The sequence below is a fragment of the Variovorax sp. Soil_C_12 genome, from assembly GCF_057657375.1.
In genome coordinates this window covers 680,680-700,750 of sequence record NZ_JBDGIO010000001.1, presented here as the reverse complement: position 1 = coordinate 700,750, position 20,071 = coordinate 680,680, and the positions used below count along the sequence as shown (strand labels likewise).

Sequence of the window (20,071 nt, the reverse complement as noted above, 5' to 3'; positions counted from 1 at the left end):
GTGCAAGCGCCGGTTGGGCAGCGATCCCGTCAGGGCTTCGCGCGCAACGCCGCACCCGGGAAATGGGCGAAGGCGGCTGAAACGCGGATCACGCCCTCATGCAGCGCGAGCATCTCGCCGGTCAACACGTTCTCGAAGCGCATGCCCTCGGCGACCTCCGGCAGGCGCACGACCGTGTCGCCCCACAGCTCGCCCACCGGCGCCTCGCCCGACGCTGCGAGCGAGCTGAACAGGCGCGCCGCGATGAGCACCAGCATCTGATCCCCATGCCGCCGCGCGAAAGCGACCACGTGCGCGGCCTTCGCGCCCTCGGCCTGCAGTCCCCGGTAGTCGCCTTCGCGGAACAGCGCGGGCTGCTCGCGCCGCAGCGACAGCATGCGCCAGCAGACCCATAGCTTGGCGCGTCCATCGCCGGCGGCTGCGGGCACCAGCGCGGCGACGCGGGCCGGCAGGTCGTCAGCCCGCGCCATCGCCTCGAGCTCGTCCAGGCAGCGCACGCGCAGTGCGTAGTCCACCGGCCGCCGGTTGTCCGGATCGACCAGGCTCAGGTCCATCAGCTCGTTGCCCTGGTAGACATCAGGCACCCCCGGCGAAGCGAACTTCAGAAGCGTGAGCGACAGGCTGTTGAGCGCGCCGAACCAGGCCAGCGTGCGGCCCAGCGTCTGCAGCTCGTCGACGAAGCGCGGGTCGGCCCGCGAACCCAGCACCGCGCGCACGAAGCCTTCCAGCGCCTGCTCGTAGGCCTCGTCGGGATTGGTCCAGCGCGTGTGGAGCTTCGCCTCGCGCGCCGCCTTCTGCATGTAGCGCACGATGCGCTCGACGTAGGCCTGGCGGGTGCTGTCGTCCAGGCCGTCGGCGGGAAGGGTGCCGAGCAAGGTCTGGTAGAGCAGGTATTCGTCCGTGGCCGAGGGGGCGCCCGACGGCGCGCCGCCAGCCTCCAGCCTCCGGCGGATCCCGCGCGTCAGTGCGCGCCAGCGCCGCAGCGCCAGGCGCCAGGTGCCCGGCATCTCGGACAGCACGTCGATGCGGCAGCGCACGTCCTCGGAGCGCTTGTTGTCGTGGGTGGAGCTGGCCAGCATCGTGTGCGGCCAGTGCCGCGCGCGGTCGGTGCCGGCCGCGTGGAACTCGTCCACCGTCATGCCGAAGCGCGCCGGCTCGCCGCCCACTTCGTTGAGCGCGCTCAAGGGAAAGTAGCGGTAGAAGGCGGTGTCCTCCACGCCCTTGGCCGTGACCGGCGCGCTGAATTGCTGGAAGCGGATCGCCAGGTGCAGCGCCCTGCGCTGCAGCGCCTCGTCGGCATCGGGCACGGCGCGGCCGAGCAGGGTCTGCTGCACGAAGTCGTAGATCGTGAGGTCCGCCTCCCGGCTGTTGCGCTGCGCCTCGCGGGCGGCCCAGGTAATGAAGCGCTCGTCCTGCGCGGAGGGCGCCTCGATGATGTAGGTGCGGTAGACCGGCAGGCAGGCCGCGACCTCGGCCAGCGCGCGCTGCAGCGCATTGAAGGTGTAGTCGCGCGTGCGCCGGTCGGCGCGCGCGATGCGCAGCAGCTCGGTCGACAGCACGGTCAGCTCCGAGGCCAGCGCGCTGCGCATGATGTCGCGCTTGCCGGCGCGGGCCAGCACCTGGAAGCTGTCGCGCACGCCGGTGAAGTTGCGCCAGATCTTCTCGAACTTCTCCGCTGCGCCGGTGTCGATCAGCACCCCGTTCGCCACGTTGGCGAAGCGGTACCCGGTGGTGCCGTGCACCGCCCAGTCCTGGGGGACTTCCTCGTCCTCGGCCTTGATCTTCTCCGCCACCACGTAGAGCGGCCGCGGGGGGCGCCCGTCGGCATCGCGCTCGGCCAGCACCAGGCCGGCGCGCCGCGCATAGCCTTCCTGCAACTGGCGGAAATAGCGTGCCGGGTCATAGAGGCCGTCCGGGTGGTCGATGCGCAATCCGTCGACTTGCCCGGAAGCCGCCAGGTCGAGCGCGAAGGACTGCGTGGCCTCGAACACCTCCTCGTGTTCCATGCGCAACCCGGCCAGCGAGTTGATGTCGAAGAAGCGCCGGTAGTTGATGTCGTCCCCGGCCACGCGCCAGTACGCGAGCCGCCAGGCCTGGGCTTCGATCAGCGCATGCAGCTCGTCGCGCGCGCTCGGCAGGTTGAGCTCGGCCACGCGCGCGACGATGGCGCGCACCACGGCCGGCTGGCGGGCCGCGAGCTGCGCCAGCTGGGTCTTGAGCAGCTCCTTGTCGCGCGCCTGCTCGGCACGCGCGTGGTCGTCGCTCGCATCCTGCCCCAGCAGCCGGCCGAAGGCAGAAGAGATGCCCGCCAGCTGGGCCGCAAGCTGCGCCTCCTCGAGCTGCGCCGCGGCGCCGCCGAGCACCCGCGGATAGCTCTCGGGCGCCAGCGGAAAGCGATGCTCGAAGTAGTACACGGCCAGGCTGCCGCTGCCTTCCTCGAAGCGCAGCACCAGATCGCCGCTGGTGAGCACGTCGCCGTAGTGGTCGCCCAGCACCGGCACCAGCACCTTGCCCGCGAGCTCGGGGTTGAGCGGCTGCCAGTCGATGTCGAAGTGCTGGGCGTAGAGCGAGGCGGGGCCGTTCTCCAGCACGTCCATCCACCAGGCGTTGTCGGCGCCCATCACGCCCATGTGGTTGGGCACCAGGTCCAGCAGCTGGCCCATGCCGTGCGCCCGCAGCGCCGCGACGAAGCGCTCGAAGCCCTCGCGCCCGCCGAGCTCGGGGTTGACCTGGTCGTGCGCCACCACGTCGTAGCCGTGCATGCTGCCGGCGCGGGCGCGCTGGATCGGCGAGCAGTAGACATGGCTGATGCCCAGGCGCGCGAGGTAGGGCAGTACGCGGATCGCGTCGTCGAAGCCGAAGCCCTTGTGGAACTGGAGCCGGTAGGTGGCGCGCGGGATGTGCGTCTGCATCGGCGCGTGCTGCGCCTGGGCGGCGGGGTTCGCGCGCGGCCGCAGGCGGGCCAGCGTGCGGCCGAGCGAATCCATCGCCTCGCTGGCGGCCAGGGCCTGCAGGTCGGCCGGCAGCTTGCGCTGCCAGTTGGGCTGCTCGCTGATGGTGCCGGGCATGTTGGCCTGCTCGACGACGCCCAGCACGTCCTCGAGCTGCACCATCATGAGCAGGGCAGGCGCCTCGGCCAGGAAGGCATGCACGGCCTCGATGGTGCGCGGCGCGAGTTGCGCCTCGCTGGTGGCCTGCGCGACCTCCTCGGCGCTCATGAAGCCCGCGTGCCGCACCGCCAGCAGCAGTTGCACGCGGTGGCGCGCGCGATCGAGCAACTGCCGCTCGAGCTGCGCCTCGTCGGGGATCAGGCCGAGCTGCAGGCGCAGGCGCAGGTCCTCGCCGCTCCACCAGCCGGCCAGCGTCGGCAGGTCATGCGTGCCCACCGCGGCCAGGGCCTGCGCGGGATAGGCGGCAGCCGGCTTGAAGGCGCCGTCGCCCTCGCGCTCGAAGAAGAGCAGCCGGTAGGACAGCACGTCGAAGCGCGCCAGCGCCTCGCGCACCTCGGGCGCGACGGTGCCGAGGTCCTCGCCGATCACCAGGCAGCGGTGGCGCTGGCTTTCGAGGGCGACGATGGCCAGCATCTCTTCCAGCGGGTAGTACACGTAGCCGCCCTCGCGCGCGCTGCGCCCCGCGGGAATCCAGAACAGGCGCATCAGCCCCATCACGTGGTCGATGCGCAGGGCTCCGGCATGGCGCATGTTGGCGCGCAGCGTGTCGATGAAGAAGCGGTAGCGCCCGGCGCGCAGGCGGTCGGGCCGCAGCGGCGGCAGCCCCCAGCCCTGGCCGCCCGGATTGAAGTCGTCCGGCGGCGCGCCCACGCTCGCATCGGCGGCGAACAGCGCGCCCTCGCTCCAGACATCGGAGCCGCCCCGGTCGCTCGACACCGCGAGGTCGAGGTACAGGCCGATGCCCAGGCCCAGCGCCTTGCAGTGCGCATTGGCGCGCGCCAGCTGACCGGCGGCCAGCCACTGCAGGTACTGGTGGAACTGCACGCGCGCGGCATGCTGCTGCGCGAAGGCCTCGACCGCGGGGCTGGTCGGGTCGCGATGATCCTCGGGCCAGAGCGGCCAGCCCCAGATCGACGGGTCGGCTGCGTGGAAGTGCGCCTGCAGCGCCTCGAACAGTGCATGGCGCCGCAGCGACTCGCCGCCCTGCGCGACGAAGGCCAGGAAGGCGGCGCCGCTGTCGTCCTTGGCACTCCCGCCGTCCTCCGACAGGTGGCTGGCGCGGAAATGCGCGAACAGCAGCTCAAGCACCTCGAACTTCGCGCGCGCGACGCCGGCGTGGTCCACCAGCGGCAGCTCGCGCAGTGCCGCGAGCCGGGTCTGGAATTCGAGCGAGGCGACCAGCCGGCGCGCGGCCTCGCAGGCGGCGAAGCCCGGGACCGCCTCGACGTCGATGTACAGCACGTTGAGCCAGCGCCGCGAGGAGGGGCTGTACGGGCTCGCATGCGCCGGGTTGTGCGGGAACAGCGCATGCAGCGGATTGAGGCCCACGATATCGGCGCCGCGCGGCGCCATCTGCGTGAGCAGCTTCACCAGATCGCCGAAATCGCCGATGCCCCAGTTGCGGTGCGAGCGCAGCGCGTAGAGCTGAAGGGCCGGGCCCCAGGCCCGGGCGCCATCGCGCAGCGCGGCGGGGCGCCAGCAGCGCTCGGGCGCGCTGATGAGGAGGGTCTCGCCCTCGTGCCCTTCGATGCGAAGGCGGTGGTAGCCCATCGGCAGGCTTCGTGCGAAGGGCAGCTGGCGCTCGCACCAGCGCTCGCCCTCGATCTCGATGCCGGCCGCTTCCGGCAGCGCGTGCGCGTCGAGCTCGCCCTGATGCTGCGCGCCGTTCTCCTCGCAGAGCTGCCAGCACAGGCGGGACATCGACGCCGGCATGCGCAGCGGCAGCGACCAGCCGGCGTCCGAGGCCCGGATCACCTGCACCGGCGGCAGGCCACGGGACCAGCTCGCGCGGCGCGCGGCCTCCAGCAGCGCGTCGGCCTGCGCGCCGTCGTCCAGCCGCACGCCGAACTCGGCCAGCAGCGCAAGCAGGGTCTCGCGCGGCACCGGCCGGTGCGCGCCCCACATGTCGTGGTAGTCGAGCGCGATGCCGAAGTGCGCGCAGAGCCGGGCGATCGCTTCCGATTCGCCGCCGTGCGCGCCTTCAGGCAAGGCTGGGCTCCTGCAGCGTCACGAAGACGGCGCCGCGCGCCAGGCGCAGCGCGCCGGCGTTGTCACGCTCGACCGCGTCGATGTAGAGGGGTTCGCCCAACGGCGGCGCGACGCCGTCGACCGGCGCCTCGCCGAAGTGGGCCAGGAGGTGCAGGTGCGGCCCGTCCAGGCCGCGGGTCGTGTCGGCCAGCGTCCACTCGACGCGCAGCAGGCCGCCCTCGGCCTCGAAGCGCCCCGGGCCGCGCTGGCCGGCGAGGCGCGGCACCAGCCGCTGACGGCGCAGCGCCAGCATCTCGCCCAGCTGGACGCGCCAGGCCTCGTGCAGGGGATCGTCGCATTCCTCCCAGCGCAGCTTGGAGGCCAGGAAGGTCGATTCGGCATTGGGATCGGGAATGCGCGCGCGAGCCGCTTCGTCGGCGAAGGCCTTGAAGCGGCCGAACTCCTCGCGCCGGCCCTTGGAGACGGCGGCCGCCAGCTCGGGCCCGAAGTCGCAGAAGTACTGGAAGGGCGTGGAGGCCTCGAACTCCTCGCCCATGAAGAACATCGGCACATGCGGCGAGAACACGAGGCAGGTCCAGGCGGCGCGGACCAACGCCGGCTCGCCGATCGCCTGGATGCGCTCGCCGAAGGCGCGGTTGCCGACCTGGTCATGGGTCTGCAGGTAGGAGACGAAGGCGCCCAGCGGCAGACGGCTGGCGTCCTCGCCGTGCCGCTTGCCACCGCGGAAGGCCGAGGGCTGGCCCTGGTAGACGAAGCCCTGCGCCAGCGCGCGGCCGAACTGCGCGACCGGGTCGTCGGCGAAGTCGGCGTAGTAGCCGTCGGTTTCGCCGGTGGCCAGCACATGGGCTGCGTGGTGCAGGTCGTCGTTCCACTGGGCCGTGCCGCACAGCGGGAGGCCGCGCGCGTCGCGCGCGAGGAAGGAGGCCTGGTTGGCATCGTTCTCGAGCACCACGTGCACATGGCGTTCCTGGCCGGGGCCGGCACGCAGCGCGTGGCAGATCTCGTGGACGATGTGCTGGGCCGAGTCGTCGCGAATGGCATGGATCGCATCCATGCGCAGGCCGTCGAAGCGGAACTCCTCGACCCAGTAGAGCGCGTTGTGGATGAAGAAGTCGCGCACCGTGCGCGCGCCTTCGCCGTCGTAGTTGATGGCCGCGCCCCAGGGCGTCTGGTGCTTGGGGTTGAAGAACTGCGGGCAGTAGGCATGCAGGTAGTTGCCCTCCGGCCCGAAGTGGTTATAGACCACGTCGATCAGCACCATCAGGCCGAAGCCGTGGGCGGCGTCGATCAGCGCCTTGAGCTCTTCGGGCGTGCCGTAGCTCGCATCGGGCGCGAAGAGCAGGGCGCCGTCATAGCCCCAGTTGCGCCGGCCCGGGAAATCGGCCAGCGGCATGAGCTCGATCGCGGTGATGCCCAATTGGGCCAGGGCGGGCAGCCGGGCCTGGGCAGCGGTGAACGTGCCTTCGGCGGTGAAGGTGCCGACGTGCAGTTCATAGAGCACGGCCTCTTCCCAGGGGCGGCCGCGCCAGTCCTCATGCTGCCAGGCGTGGCCTCCGGGATCGACCACGCGGCTTGCGCCATGCACGTCGTCGGGATTGAAGCGCGAGGCCGGGTCGGGCACGCGCAGGCCGCCAGGCAGGCGGAAGCGGTAGGCGTCGCCGGGCCGCGCCTCGCGCAGCTCCAGCCGGTGCCAGCCCCCGGCGTCGCCCCGCATCGGGTGCGAGAACGGCGCGGCGCCGAGCTCCAGCACCACCTGCTCGACGGCCGGCGCCCACAGTGCGAAGCGCACGCCGCCGCCTTCCAGCAGGCTGGCGCCGAAAGGCATGTCGTGTGCCTGCTTCACTCGGGCTCCTCCCGCGGCTTGGGCGGCGGCTGCGTCGGGCGACTCATCAGCGCGAAGGAGCGGGGCTGCAGCGGGTAGCTGTCCTGCGTCCATGCCTGGGGCAAATCGCCCAGGCTGTCCTCGGGCGGCAGAACGCCGGTAGCCGTGTCGAGCAGGAGCCGCCAACGGCCATGCTCGACCGGCAGCCTGAATTCCAGGGCCTCGTGGTGCGCGTTGAAGAGCAGCAGGAAGTCGTCGTCGCGCAGTGCCTCGCCCCGCGGCCCACGGTCCGTGATGCCCAGGCCCGAGATCACCATGGCCAGGCTGCGGGCGTTGGCGTCGTTCCAGTCCTCCGGCGTCATCTCGTGGCCGTCGGGACGCAGCCAGCACACGTCGTTGACGCCGCTGCCCTCCATCGGCTTGCCGTGGAAGAAGTTGCGGCGGCGAAAGGTGGGGTGCGCCCGGCGCAGCGTGATCAGGCGCTGCACGAAGGTGGTCAGCGCCTCGCTGCCGGCGTCGGGGCTCCAGTCGAGCCAGGCCAGCTCGTTGTCCTGGCAGTAGCCGTTGTTGTTGCCCAGCTGCGTGTGGCCGCGCTCGTCGCCGGCCAGCAGCATCGGCACGCCCTGCGACAGCAGCAGGGTGGCGAGCAGGTTGCGCTTCTGCCGCTCGCGCAGCTCGAGAATCTTGGGATCATCCGTCGGCCCTTCGACCCCGCAGTTCCACGAGAGGTTGTTATTGTGGCCGTCGCGGTTGTCCTCGCCATTGGCCTCGTTGTGCTTCTCGTTGTAGGAGACCAGGTCTTGCAGCGTGAAGCCGTCGTGCGCGGTCACGAAGTTGATGCTCGCGTCGGGCCGCTTGCCCGACCAGCCGTAGAGATCCTGCGAGCCGGTGAGGCGGTGCCCGAGCTCGCCCAGGGTGCTGTTGTCGCCCTTCCAGAAGGCGCGCGAGCCGTCGCGGTAGCGGTCGTTCCATTCGGCCCAGCCGTAGGGAAAGTTGCCAACGTGATAGCCGCCGTGCCCCAGGTCCCAGGGCTCGGCGATCAGCTTCACGCGGTTGAGCGTCGGGTCCTGGCGGATGGCGTCGAAGAAGCCGCCCAGGTTCTCCACCTTGCCCGACTCGCGCGCCAGCGCCGCCGCGAGGTCGAAGCGGAAGCCGTCGACATGCATCTCCTCCACCCAGTAGCGCAGCGAATCCATCACCAGCTGCAGGGCGCGCGGATGCTCGAGGTTGACGGTGTTGCCGCAGCCGGTGAAGTCGTCGTAGAAGCGGCGGTTCTCGGCGTTGGTGATGTAGTAGGAGGCGTTGTCCACGCCGCGCAGCGACAGCGTCGGGCCCATCTGGTTGCCCTCGCAGCTGTGGTTGTAGACCACGTCGAGGATCACCTCGATGCCGGCGGTGTGCAGCGTCTTCACCATGGTCTTGAATTCCTTGACCTTGAGCGAGGCGCAATAGCGCATCTCGGGCGCGAAGTAGCACAGGGTGTTGTAGCCCCAGTAGTTCTGCATGCCCTTCTCCGCGAGGCGGTGGTCGTTGAGGAAGGCATGGATCGGCAACAGCTCGACGGTGGTGACGCCGAGGCGCTTGAGGTAGTCGACCACGGGCGCGGAGCAGAGCCCGGCATAGGTGCCGCGCAGCTGCGGCGGCACGTCCGGATGCGTCATGGTGAAGCCGCGCACGTGCATCTCGTAGATCACCATGTCCTGCCATGCGATCTGCGGCCGGCGGTCGTTGCCCCAGGTGAAGGCCGGTTCCAGCACGCGGCCCTTGGGCATGAGCGGTGCGCTGTCGCGCCGGTCGAAGGACAGGTCCCCCCGCTTGCTGCCCACGGTGTAGCCGTACAACGCGTCGCTCCAGCGCAGCTGGCCGACCAGGTCCTTGGCGTAGGGGTCGATCAGCAGCTTGTGCGGGTTGAAGCGGTGCCCTTCCTCGGGCTTGTAGGGGCCATGCACGCGATAGCCGTAGGCCAGGCCGGGGCGGGCTTCGGGCAGGTAGCAGTGCCAGATGTCGTCGGTGCGCTCGCGCATGACGATGCGGTGGCGCTCGTGGCGCCCCTTCTCGTCGAAGATGCACAGTTCCACCTTCTGCGCGTGCTGCGAGAAGAGGGCGAAATTGACGCCCTCGCCATCCCAGTGGGCGCCGGGCGGATAGGGCCGGCCGGGCCAGACCGCGGTGATCAGCTCGTTGGTCTTCATCGGCGGAACTTGCGCTCCTCGATGCGTTCGGCCGGGTCCTTGTGCTCGCGCGGCCACCATTGCTCGATGCGCTCGGCCGCCCAGTCCTTGCCGCCGAGGCCGAAGGCCAGGGCCAGGGCGAACACGATGCCGGCCAGGATGACCAGGAAGCTCTCGCGCACGATGTCGCCGCCGACCTTGATCTGGTCGAGCGCGATCAGCACCACGAAGACCATGATCGCGTACTGCGCCAGCTTGCCCAGGAACATAGCGTCCTGCAGCTTGACGTTGCGGCCGTAGGCGGTGACTGTGTCGCCGACGAAGCGTGCGAAGTAGGAGCCGAAGGCCAGCACCAGCAGCGCGACGAAGACATTGGGCACGAACCACAGCACCTTGCCGATCAGGTCGGCGATGTAGGTGAGGCCCATGCCGTTGAAGGCGATCAGCAGCGAGGCCAGGATGACCAGCCAGTACACCAGCACGCCGAACAGGCTGGTGGTGTCGCCGCGCATGCCGCCCTGGCGCAGGAAGCCGTCGAGGCCGGCGCGCTCGGTGAGCACGTTGAAGTTGATGGCGTGCAGCCCTTTCACGACGGTGAAGCGCGCCAGCTTGGCGAGGAGCCAGCCGGCGACCACGACCACCAGCGCGAAGAGCAGCCGTGGCAGGAAGGCGCCGATCTGAAACAGGATGGCCCGCAAGGGCTCCAGGTGGATTCCGAAGCTTTCCATGATGCTTTCTCCGTTGGCCCGGGCGCGCGCGGCGGGCGTGGTCAGGATGCGGTGTCGCGGCCCGTCAGCGCCAGCAGGCCCTGCAGCGGGACCTGGACCCAGTCGGTGCGATTGTTCAGTTCGTAGCGCAGCTCGTACAGCGCCTTTTCAAGTTCGAACAAGTCGAGCAGTTGCAAATCGACTGGGATCGCGGGGGCGCCTTCCTTCATGGTGCCGAGGTAGGCGGAAAGGAAGGCCTCGCGGCTGGTCGTCTCCCAGTCGCGCACGGGCTGCGCCAGGCGCTGCAGCTCGTCGGCGTTCTGCGCCACGCGCTTGAGCGCCGACCAGCGCGCGTAGTTGAAGGAGCGCAGCATGCCCGCCACGTCGCGCAGCGGCGAGCCCTTGGCCCGGCGCTCCTCGAAGCTGCGGGTGGGCTCGCCCTCGAAGTCGATGATGACGAAGTCGTTGTCGCTCACCAGCACCTGGCCCAGGTGGTAGTCGCCGTGGAAGCGGGTCTTCAGGCCGCGGCCGTTCTCGATCGCCGCGGTGGCGCGTGCCGCAAGCCGGCTCTCCTGTGCGAGCAGCGCCTGCGCGTCTTCCTGCGCGGGTGCCGGCAGCTGCGACAGGCGCTCGCGCAGCAGGGCCAGGGTGGTCGCGACGTCGGCGCTCGCATGCTCGCGCATGGCCTCGATGTCCTCGGGCGCCAGGGGCTCGGGGTCGAACGCCGGATCGCCGGTTCGGCGCGCGAGGGCGAGGTGCAGCTCCGCGGTGCGGCGGCCGAGCACCTGCATCAGCACGCTGAAGCCGCCATGCGCTTCCGCCGGCGCGACGGCGCCGAGCGTATCGGCCGCGGTGCGCAGCTCCTCGAGGAAGCGCTCGACGTAGCCCAGGGTATAGACCCAGCCGTCGCCCTGGTTGGTCACGTAGCGCTGCACCATCGCCAGGGTCGCGATGCGGCCGTCCTCGCCGATGTATTCCAGCGCGCCCAGCACCGGCACGCAGTGCGGGTAGCGCGCCACGCTGGTGAGGAAGCGGCCCATCTCCACCTCGGGGTTGATGCCGTCGCGCACGCGGCGGTAGGCCTTGAGGAACAGCGTCTCGTCGAAGGTCACGACGGTGTTGCTGCTCTGCGCGCCGGGGCGGCCGACGGGCATCGTGTCGAGGTCGCGTTCGATGCGGCGGAAGGCCTCGGTGGGCGTGAAGCGCAGGCGCCCCTTGGCGGCCGGCAGTTCCTTGCCGTCGCGCACGGCGCGCACCATGGCGCGGCAGAAGGCCTCGTCGTAGAAGGCGTCGGCCATGACGCCGACATTGGCCTGCTGCCGCACCTTGGCGACGCCGGCCTGCATGAGGCGGTTGAGGCGGTCTTCGTCGTGCTCCTCCCAGGCGAGCGCGAGCGGGACGAAGTAGGTCGAATCCTCCGCAGGCCCGTCGAGCGAGACCAAAGGCAGCATCCAGCTGACGCCGTCGCTCTCCCACACCGCATGGTCCACGAGGCGCGCGCGCTCGACGGCCGAGCCCTTGGCGCCGTACCAGCGCTGGATCTCCATGAAGCGCGGCAGCGTGTCGATCTCGAACTGCTTGAGCATGCGTTCGGCCATGCCGATGCGCCAGGGCATCACCCGGTCGCGGAAGAAGCTGGTCCAGCCGTCGAAGAGCACCAGCGTCGGTCGGTCCTGCAGGCCCACGCCTTCCTGGTGCCAGCTCGGCATCTCGGCATCCTGCGCGAGCCGGAACCAGTAGAAGCCGTAGGAGGGCAGGGTCAGCAGGTAGGGCAGCTCGCCGATCGGCGGGAAGGAGGTGCGGCCCAGCATCTCGACCGGGATGCGGCCCTTGTGGGCGGAGAGGTCGAGCTCCACCGGCTGCGCGGCACGCGAGAGATTGAACACGGTGAGGATGGTGTCGTCCTCGTATTCGCTGAGGTAGGCGAGGATCTTGCGGTTGCCGGGCCGCAGGAACACGCGCCTGCCGCGGCCGAAGGCATGGCTGGTCTTGCGCACGGCGAGCATGCGCCGCGTCCAGTTCAGGAGCGAGCTGGCGTCGCGCGCCTGCGCCTCGACGTTCAGGGCTTCGTAGCCGTACATGGGGTCCATGATCGGCTGCAGGTAGAGGCGCTGCGGATCGGCACGCGAGAAGCCGGCGTTGCGGTCGGGGCTCCATTGCATCGGCGTGCGCACGCCGTTGCGGTCGCCCACGAAGAAGTTGTCGCCCATACCGATCTCGTCGCCGTAGTAGATGATGGGCGAGCCCGGCATCGACAGCAGCATGGCGTTCATCAGCTTGAGCCGGTCCATGTCGTTTTCCATCAGCGGCGCGAGCCGGCGCCGGATGCCGACGTTGATGCGGGCGCGCAGGTCGGCGGCGTACATGAGGTACATGTAATCGCGCTCCTTGCTGGTCACCATCTCCAGCGTCAGCTCGTCGTGGTTGCGCAGGAAGATGGCCCACTGGCAGCCCTCGGGGATCTCGGGTGTCTGCTGGATGATCTCGACGATCGGGTGGCGGTCCTCCTGCGCGATCGCCATGTACATGCGCGGCATCAGGGGGAAGTGGTAGGCCATGTGGCATTCGTCGGCGTCGCCGAAGTACTCGCGCACGTCCTCGGGCCACATGTTGGCCTCGGCCAGCAGGAAGCGGTTCTTGTACTGCGCGTCGATGGCGGCGCGCAGCTGCTTGATCACCACGTGGGTCTCGGGCAGGTTCTCGTTGCTGGTGCCGTCGCGCTCGCAGAGGTAGGGAATGGCGTCGAGGCGGAAGCCGTCCACGCCCATGTCCAGCCAGAACCGCATGGTCTTGAACACCGCCTCCAGCACCTGCGGGTTGTTGAAGTTGAGGTCGGGCTGGTGGCTGAAGAAGCGATGCCAGTAGTAAGCCTTGGCCACCGGGTCCCAGGCCCAGTTGGAGGTCTCGGTGTCGGTGAAGATGATGCGGGTGCCCTGGTAGAGCTGGTCGGTGTCGCTCCAGACGTAGAACTCGCGCTCGGGCGAGCCCGGCGGCGCGCGGCGCGCGGCCTGGAACCACGGATGGTCGCTGGAGGTGTGGTTGATGACCAGCTCGGTGATCACGCGCAGGCCGCGCTTGTGGGCCTCGTCGAGCATCACCTTGAAGTCGGCGAGCGTTCCGTAGTGCGGGTGCACGTCCTCGTACCCGGCGATGTCGTAGCCGTCGTCGCGCAGCGGCGAGGGATAGAAGGGCATCAGCCAGATGGTGTTGACGCCCAGGTCCTTCACGTAGTCGAGCTTGGCGGTGACGCCCTTGAAGTCGCCGTAGCCGTCGTCGTTGGAGTCGAAGAAGGCCTTGACGTTGAGCTGGTAGATGACGGCATCGCGGTACCACTGTGGATCGTCGCTGCTGTCGATTTCGACGGTCTCGAGGAGCAGGTGCGATACCGGTGCATTCATGGGTGCCAGCCTCACAGGAAGTAGTCGAAGTCGCGTTCGTCGCGCACCCGCCGCCGCACAACGAAGACATGTGCCGGCACGCTGTGCGGGTCGAGCCGGATGAAATGCCGGCCACCCTGCCAGAGGAAGCGCTGGTTGCTCAGCAGGTCGTGCATCTGGAAGGGGTGCGCGGAGTCGCAGTCGATGAAAGCCAGGTCCAGCTCGAGCCAGCCGGACTGCACATTGTGCGGGTCGAGGTTCACCACTGTCACGATCACGTTGCTGCCGTCGTCGGAGCGCTTGGCATAGGCGAGCAGCTCGTCGTTGTCGATGGTGAGGAAGCGCAGGCCGCGGTCCGCATGCAGGGCGGGGTTCTCGCGCCGGATGTGGTTGACGCGGGCGATGAAGGGCGCGAGGCTTTGCGGGTCGTCGTGGTTCCAGCGCCGCAGCTGGTACTTCTCGGAGTCGAGGTATTCCTCGCTGCCCTGCTCGCGCGGCAAGTGCTCGCGCAGCTCGAAGGCGGGGCCGTAGATGCCGTAGCTCGCGGCCAGCGTGCCGGCAAGCACCAGGCGGGCCATGAAGACGGCGGTCTCGCCGCCCTGCAGCCGCTCGTGCAGGATGTCGGGCGTGTTGGGCCACACGTTGGGACGGAAGTACTCGCTGCCGGGGCCCTGCGAGAGCTCGGTGAAGTACTCGGTGAGCTCGTGCTTGGTGTTGCGCCAGGTGAAGTAGGTGTAGGACTGCGAGTAGCCCAGCTTGGCCAGCCGGTGCATCACCTTCGGCCGGGTGAAGGCCTCGGCCAGGAACAGCACGTCGGGGTGATCGCGCTTGAGCTCGGTGATCGCCCATTCCCAGAAGGGGAAGGCCTTGGTGTGCGGGTTGTCCACACGGAAGATCTTCACGCCCTCGCCGATCCAGTGCTCGAACACGCTCTTGAGTTCGGTCCAGAGGCCTTGCCAGTCCTCGGTCTCGAAGTTGAAGGGATAGATGTCCTGGTACTTCTTCGGCGGGTTCTCGGCGTATTGCACGGTGCCGTCGGGCCGCCAGCGGAACCAGCTGGGATGGGCCTTGACGTAGGGATGGTCGGGCGCGCACTGGAAGGCAATGTCGAGCGCGATCTCCAGGCCATGGCGCTGCGCTTCGCTTCGCAGGTGCTGGAAGTCCTCGCGGGTGCCCAGCGCGGGAAGGATGGACTTGTGGCCGCCTTCCTCGGCGCCGATGGCCCAGGGGCTGCCCACATCGCCGGGCTGCGCGGCAAGCGCATTGTTCTTGCCCTTGCGCTGGATGCGGCCGACCGGATGGATGGGCGGGAAGTAGAGCACGTCGAAGCCCATGGCCGCGATGGCCGGCAGGCGCGCCTCCACGTCCTTGAAGGTCCCGTGCCGGTCGCCCTCGGGCGCGGTGGAGCGCGGGAAGAGCTCGTACCAGGTGCTGAAGCGGGCCCGCTCGCGGTCGGCCACCAGCGGGAGCTCCACCGGGTGCTGCGTGGCCAGGCGGCGGTCGGGGTAGCGCTCGGCCAGGGTACACAGGGCCTCGTCCAGCGCGAGGGCCTTGAGGGCGGGCGCTTCCATGGTGTTTTCGATCGCCGCGGTCTTCAGCTCGCTGCTCCAGCGGGCCAGCGCCTGGGCATCGGCGCCCTTGGCGCGCCCGGCCGCGGCGGCGATTTCCTGCGCGCCCACCTGGGAGGCGATGCGGATGTCTTCCGGGTCGATGCGGCGTGCCATGTCGTGGCGCCAGGACTCGAAGGCATCGACCCAGGCGGTGACGGTGTAGCGGTAGCGGCCCATGGCGGGCGGGACGAACTCGGCCTCCCAGACGTCGTTGCCCAGCGGCTTCATGGGCAGCTCGGTCCAGTCCGCATCGGCTTCGGAGCGCCAGCGCAGGAACACGCGCAGCACGTCGTGGCCGTCGGCGAAGCAGTGCGCATGCACGCGCAGGGTCTCGCCGGCCACGCGCTTGACGGCGAAGCGGCCGCCGTCGACGTTGGGCAGCACGGCGTCGATCACGGCGCGCGCGCGGCCGTCCTCGCCGTCCGCGCGTTCGATCTTCGGGGTGGGCGATGCGGCGGCCTTAGGCATGGGGACTGTGCTCCAGGATCAAGGTAGACAGCGGCGGCAGCGTGAGACAGAGCGAGTGCATGCGGCCATGGGCGCGCACCGGCGAGGCCTCGACCCCGCCGAAGTTGCCCCAGCCCGCGCCGCCGAATTCGCTGGCATCGCTGTTGAGGCGCTCGCGCCAGAAACCCGCCCTGGGAACGCCAAGCAGGTAGTTGGTGCGCGGCACCGGCGTCATGTTGCTGACGATCAGCACGGGCGCCCCTTCGCGTGGCTTGCGCAGGAAGGCGAACACGCTGCGCTCGGCATCGTCGGCGGCGACCCATTCGAAGCCGGCGGCGGAGAAGTCCAGCTCGTACAGCGCGGGGGTGGCGCGGTAGACGTGGTTGAGCTGGGCCACGTAGCGCTGCAGCCCCGCGTGGCCCTCGAGCGCGGCGACCCACCATTCGAGCTCGCCGTCGTGCGTCCATTCGCGGCGCTGGCCGAACTCGCCGCCCATGAACAGCAGCTTCTTGCCCGGATGTCCCCACATGAAGCCGAAGAGCGCGCGCAGGTTGGCGAACTGCTGCCAGCTGTCGCCCGGCATCTTGCCGAGCAGCGAACCCTTGCCGTACACCACCTCGTCGTGCGAGAGCGGCAGCACGAAGTTCTCGCTGAAGGCATAGACCAGCGAGAAGGTCAGCTGGTGATGGTGATACCGGCGGTGCACCGGGTCCTCGTGCATGTAGGCCAGGCTGTCGTGCATCCAGCCCATGTTCCACTTCATGCCGAAGCCCAGGCCGTCCATGTCGGTGGGGCGCGAGACGCGCGGCCAGGCGGTGGATTCCTCGGCGATGGTGAGGGTGTCGGGGTGCTCGCGGTAGACGGTGCGGTTGAGGGTCTGCAGGAACTCGATGGCCTCCAGGTTCTCGCGGCCGCCGTGGCGGTTGGGAATCCACTCGCCGTGCGCGCGCCCGTAGTCGAGGTAGAGCATGGAGGCGACCGCATCGACGCGCAGGCCGTCCAGGTGGTACTTCTCCAGCCAGAACAGGCCGGAGGAGATCAGGAAGCTGCGCACCTCGTGGCGGCCGTAGTTGAAGATGCTGGACTTCCACTCGGGATGGAAGCCCTGCATCGGGTCGGCATGCTCGTAGAGGTGGGTGCCGTCGAAGTAGCCGAGGCCGTGCTCGTCGGTGGGGAAGTGCGAGGGCACCCAGTCCAGCAGCACGCCGATGCCGCGCTGGTGCAGGTGGTCGACCAGGTACATGAAGTCCTGCGGCGTGCCGTAGCGCGAGGTGGGCGCAAAGTAGGCGGTGGTCTGGTAGCCCCAGGAGCCGTAGAACGGATGCTCGGTGACGGGCATCAGCTCCACATGCGTGAAGCCCATCTCGTGCATGTAGTCCGCCAGCAGGGGCGCGAGCTCGCGGTAGCCGAGGAAGCGCCCGTCGCGCCGCTGCCAGGAGCCCAGGTGCAGCTCGTAGATGGACATGGGCGCGTCCAGCGCGTTGCGCGGGCCGCGCTTGGCCATCCACTCGCCGTCACTCCAGGTGTAGTCGAGGGACCAGGCGCGCGAGGCGGTGGCCGGCGGCGGCTCGCAGAAGAAGGCGAAGGGATCGGCCTTGTCGACCTGGTAGCCGTTGTGGCGCGAGCGGATGCGGTACTTGTAGGCCTGGCCGGGCTCGACCTCGCAGGCGGAGCCGGTCCAGATGCCGGTGTCTTCGTGCGGCTCCAGCGGGTGGGCGTCGCCGTTCCAGCCGTTCCAGTCGCCGACCACCGAGACCGATGCGGCGTTCGGCGCCCAGACCGCGAATCGGGCACCGCCCTCGGCGCGCAGGTGGCAGCCCAGTTGATCGTAGAGGCGGGAGTGGGTGCCCTCGCCGAAGAAGTAGCGATCCTGGGCATTGAAGGCGGTGGTGGTGATGGTCACTGCGGACGTCCTTGGGCGTTCGAGCCCACGGCCGTGCGAACAACACGGCCGGACGGGCTGGACCGCTCTTTGTAGAGGCCCAGCACCGCCGCGGCAAGCACCCTGTGCCCTTCGGCCTGTCGGACAGCGACGCGTCTTGGTCCTTGCGAGGCAAAAAAATCGGGCCCCGCTTGCGCGAGGCCCGATTTTTCGGAGAGATCCGCCGGTGATTACAGACCGGCTTGGCGCGTGTTGCTGCGCTCGATCTTGTATTGCGCCGGGATCACGCTGTTCACGAAGGCCTTGCGGTCCAGGCTCTGCGTCCCGTCGTGGGCGGCGGCAACGGCCTCGGCCTCGACGGTGGCGCGGTCACGCACGCTGGCAACTACCGGTGCGACGCCGGCGGCAGCGCCGTCGGCATAGGGGTTGGCGGCGCGGGCGGCCTCGGTGGCTTGGGCGTTCACTTCGGCGCGGCTGAAGGTCGACACGGGCGCTTGCACGCCTTCATAGGTTTCGGCTTGGGCGCCGGCGGCGGCGAGCAGCGACAGGGCGGCGGCGGCGATGATCTTGGAGGTCTTCATTTTTCGTTCCTTCTTCAGTGGCTTTGGATGGTTCGGGTACGGAGTCTGCCGCGGAAAACTAGGTGAAAACCCGAAGAAATCGAATCACGGTGTTCACGCGCTAGAAACAATGAAGCGGAACTTTTGGGAGGTGGGGCATCCGGCCGTATTCAGATCTGGCGGTAGGCGGCGGCGAGTTCAGGAACGAAGTCCTCGAAGCGGGTGGGTGTCGTGTTCGCAGGCGTGCGGCCTTCGCGGGGGCCGATGCGCTCCTCGTTGAAGGCGCGCGTCATCTCCAGGTAGAGCGCCACGAAGCTGGGCGACAGGCCGGCGCCGACGAGTGCTTCGCCCATGTCGGCCTCGGGCAACTGCACATAGGGCAGCGCCGGTTGGCCGATGGCTTCGCCGATCAAGCGGGCGACTTCGCGATGGCTGATGTCGCGCTGGCCCAGCAGCTCGCGCACCGCGATGTCGGTCCGGTCGCGTGCCAGCAGGGCCTGGGCAGCGACCGCGGCGATGTCGTCGGTCGCGATCATGGGCACGGCCAGGTCGGGGGCGACGGTGTCGGCCAGCATGCCCGCTGCCTTGATGGTGCCGAGCGAGTCGTGGAGGTTCTCGAAGAAAGAGACCGGGCGCAGCAGCAAGAGGTCGATGCCGGCGATCTTCCGCAGGCGCTGCTCCTGGCGGTGCAGGCCGGCGATCAAGCCGGTGCCCTCGGGCACGTCCGCGCCCAGGCTGCTGAGAGCGACGACCCGGCGCACGCCGCTGGCGCGCAGTGCGGCTGCGATCACCTCGCCTTCCTCGTCTTGCCGGGCCGCGTAGTCGGGCGCCTGGCGATCGGTGGCGAGCAGGGTGTAGACCGCATCGGCGCCGCGGAAGGCCTGCGCCAGGAAGGCCGGGTCGCGGCTGTCGCCCGCCAGCACCTCGGCACCGGCGCTCGCCAGCGCGGCCAGCTTGTCGGGGTTGCGGCCGATGGCGCGGACCCGGGCGCCGGCGGCCAGCAAGCGCCGGGCGATCTTGCCGCCGGTGTGGCCGGTGGCGCCCATGATGGTGAGGAGAGGGGTGGTGGTCATGATCGGTGCTCCTGGTGGTTGAGACATGGCGTCTACTATCGTCGGCACTGGGAGGCTTATCAATGTCATGAGATCGCAATTTCATGCTCATTCGTCCAGTTGGCCTGGACGATGGGTATGGAGCCTCCCATACTCGCCCCATGCAGATCGCCGACGCCTTCATCCCCGTGGACCCCCTGGGCGAAGCCCTGCATTTCCTGCGCATGAACGGCGTCTTTTACTGCCGCTCCGAGTTCAGTGCGCCCTGGGGACTGGCGCTGCCGCCGATGGAGGGCTGCCTGATGTTCCATGTGGTGACGGCCGGCCCCTGCTGGCTGGAGGTCGAGGGCCTCGAGCCGCAGCGGCTCGCGCCGGGAGAGTTCGCGCTGGTGCCGCACGGCGCCGGCCATCGGCTGGTGAGCGAGCCGGGTGCGGAGGCGGCCGGGCTCTTCGACCTGCCGCGCGAGCAGCTCAGCGAGCGCTACGAAGTGCTGCGCCATGGCGGCGGCGGCGCGGTCACCGGCCTGGTGTGTGGGGCGGTGCGCTTCGACCATCCGGCGGCGCAGCGCCTGGTCCGGCTGCTGCCGGCCGTGATCCGCATGGATGCCGAGCGCTCGCCCGAGGCCGAATGGCTGGGCAGCACGCTGCGCTTCATGGCGGCCGAGGCCAAAGCCCTGCGGCCGGGCGGCGAGACCGTGATCACCCGGCTGGCCGACATCCTCGTGATCCAGGCCATCCGCTCGTGGATGGCGCGCGATCCGGCGGCGCGCACCGGCTGGCTCGGCGCCCTCCAGGACCGGCAGATCGGCCGCGCCATTTCGCTCATCCACCGCGAGCCGGCGCGGCCGTGGACGGTGGCCTCGCTGGCCGCCGAGGCCGCGATGTCGCGCTCTGCCTTCGCGGCCCGCTTCACGGCCCTGGTCGGCGAGCCGGCGATGCAGTACGTGGCGCGCTGGCGCATGCACATCGCGCTCACGCTGCTACAGGAGAAGAACGCGCGGCTGGTGGAGCTGGCCAGCCAGTTGGGCTACCAGTCGGAGGCGGCGTTCAGCCGGTCGTTCAAGCGCTATGTCGGTGTCTCGCCGGGCGCGGCGCGGCGCGGGCGGGTTGTCGTGCAGCGTGCGAGTTGATGCTCTTGGTTTTCAATTGTTAATTTGTTTGTAAAACAGGCGGCAAAAACATCCTGTCGCAGATGGAATTCGACGTCGTCTACTGGAGGGGAATTCAGGGAAATGCGTCATGTGAGTTGATTTGGCCGATAAATCAATTGTTGCCGACGTGTGC

Annotated in this window: 10 protein-coding genes; 1 reads left to right on the top strand and 9 read right to left on the bottom strand. The window is 69.4% G+C overall.

What is annotated here, in order from left to right:
• Positions 1-29: 29 nt before the first annotated feature.
• The 9 genes from AC3A6X_RS03470 to AC3A6X_RS03430 form a co-directional block, all read right to left on the bottom strand.
• Positions 30-5,159: a malto-oligosyltrehalose synthase gene (locus tag AC3A6X_RS03470; RefSeq protein WP_487840817.1), complete on the bottom strand. Its 5,130-nt coding sequence runs from the start codon at positions 5,157-5,159 to the stop codon at positions 30-32.
• Positions 5,152-7,002, bottom strand: coding sequence for a malto-oligosyltrehalose trehalohydrolase (gene treZ / locus AC3A6X_RS03465; protein WP_487840816.1), 1,851 nt, complete (start codon positions 7,000-7,002; stop codon positions 5,152-5,154). Before treZ ends, AC3A6X_RS03470 begins: the two co-directional genes overlap by 8 nt.
• On the bottom strand, positions 6,999-9,173 hold the full coding sequence (gene glgX, locus AC3A6X_RS03460; protein ID WP_487840815.1) for a glycogen debranching protein GlgX: 2,175 nt from the start codon (positions 9,171-9,173) through the stop codon (positions 6,999-7,001). Before glgX ends, treZ begins: the two co-directional genes overlap by 4 nt.
• Positions 9,170-9,880 carry a mechanosensitive ion channel family protein gene (locus AC3A6X_RS03455; RefSeq protein WP_487840814.1) on the bottom strand — a complete coding sequence of 237 codons (711 nt, stop codon included), beginning with the start codon at positions 9,878-9,880 and terminating at the stop codon, positions 9,170-9,172. Before AC3A6X_RS03455 ends, glgX begins: the two co-directional genes overlap by 4 nt.
• A gap of 41 nt (positions 9,881-9,921) precedes the next feature.
• Positions 9,922-13,257, bottom strand: a complete 3,336-nt coding sequence (gene treS / locus AC3A6X_RS03450) for a maltose alpha-D-glucosyltransferase (RefSeq protein ID WP_487840813.1) — start codon at positions 13,255-13,257, stop codon at positions 9,922-9,924.
• A gap of 11 nt (positions 13,258-13,268) precedes the next feature.
• The gene (locus tag AC3A6X_RS03445; RefSeq protein ID WP_487840812.1) at positions 13,269-15,314 is read right to left on the bottom strand and encodes an alpha-1,4-glucan--maltose-1-phosphate maltosyltransferase; all 2,046 of its coding nucleotides are present in this window, start codon (positions 15,312-15,314) and stop codon (positions 13,269-13,271) included.
• On the bottom strand, positions 15,307-17,196 hold the full coding sequence (glgB, locus tag AC3A6X_RS03440; RefSeq protein WP_487840811.1) for a 1,4-alpha-glucan branching protein GlgB: 1,890 nt from the start codon (positions 17,194-17,196) through the stop codon (positions 15,307-15,309). Before glgB ends, AC3A6X_RS03445 begins: the two co-directional genes overlap by 8 nt.
• Positions 17,197-17,405: 209 nt before the next feature.
• Complete coding sequence (locus tag AC3A6X_RS03435) at positions 17,406-17,756, bottom strand: alpha/beta hydrolase (protein WP_487840810.1); 351 nt, start codon at positions 17,754-17,756, stop codon at positions 17,406-17,408.
• Between the two features lie 149 nt (positions 17,757-17,905).
• Positions 17,906-18,808: an NmrA family NAD(P)-binding protein gene (locus AC3A6X_RS03430; RefSeq protein ID WP_487840809.1), complete on the bottom strand. Its 903-nt coding sequence runs from the start codon at positions 18,806-18,808 to the stop codon at positions 17,906-17,908.
• A 140-nt stretch (positions 18,809-18,948) separates the two neighbouring features.
• Here AC3A6X_RS03430 and AC3A6X_RS03425 point away from each other — a divergent pair, with 140 nt between their 5' ends.
• Positions 18,949-19,917, top strand: a complete 969-nt coding sequence (locus AC3A6X_RS03425) for an AraC family transcriptional regulator (RefSeq protein ID WP_487840808.1) — start codon at positions 18,949-18,951, stop codon at positions 19,915-19,917.
• The last annotated feature ends 154 nt before the right edge of the window (positions 19,918-20,071 follow it).

Excerpts from the sequence above, each read along its gene's own strand:
- AC3A6X_RS03455 (WP_487840814.1), bottom strand. The coding sequence starts at position 9,880 with ATGGAAAGCTTCGGAATCCACCTGGAGCCCTTGCGGGCCATCCTGTTT.
- AC3A6X_RS03425 (WP_487840808.1), top strand. The coding sequence starts at position 18,949 with ATGCAGATCGCCGACGCCTTCATCCCCGTGGACCCCCTGGGCGAAGCC.
- AC3A6X_RS03430 (WP_487840809.1), bottom strand. The coding sequence starts at position 18,808 with ATGACCACCACCCCTCTCCTCACCATCATGGGCGCCACCGGCCACACC.
- glgX (WP_487840815.1), bottom strand. The coding sequence starts at position 9,173 with ATGAAGACCAACGAGCTGATCACCGCGGTCTGGCCCGGCCGGCCCTAT.
- AC3A6X_RS03435 (WP_487840810.1), bottom strand. The coding sequence starts at position 17,756 with ATGAAGACCTCCAAGATCATCGCCGCCGCCGCCCTGTCGCTGCTCGCC.
- treS (WP_487840813.1), bottom strand. The coding sequence starts at position 13,257 with ATGAATGCACCGGTATCGCACCTGCTCCTCGAGACCGTCGAAATCGAC.
- AC3A6X_RS03445 (WP_487840812.1), bottom strand. The coding sequence starts at position 15,314 with ATGCCTAAGGCCGCCGCATCGCCCACCCCGAAGATCGAACGCGCGGAC.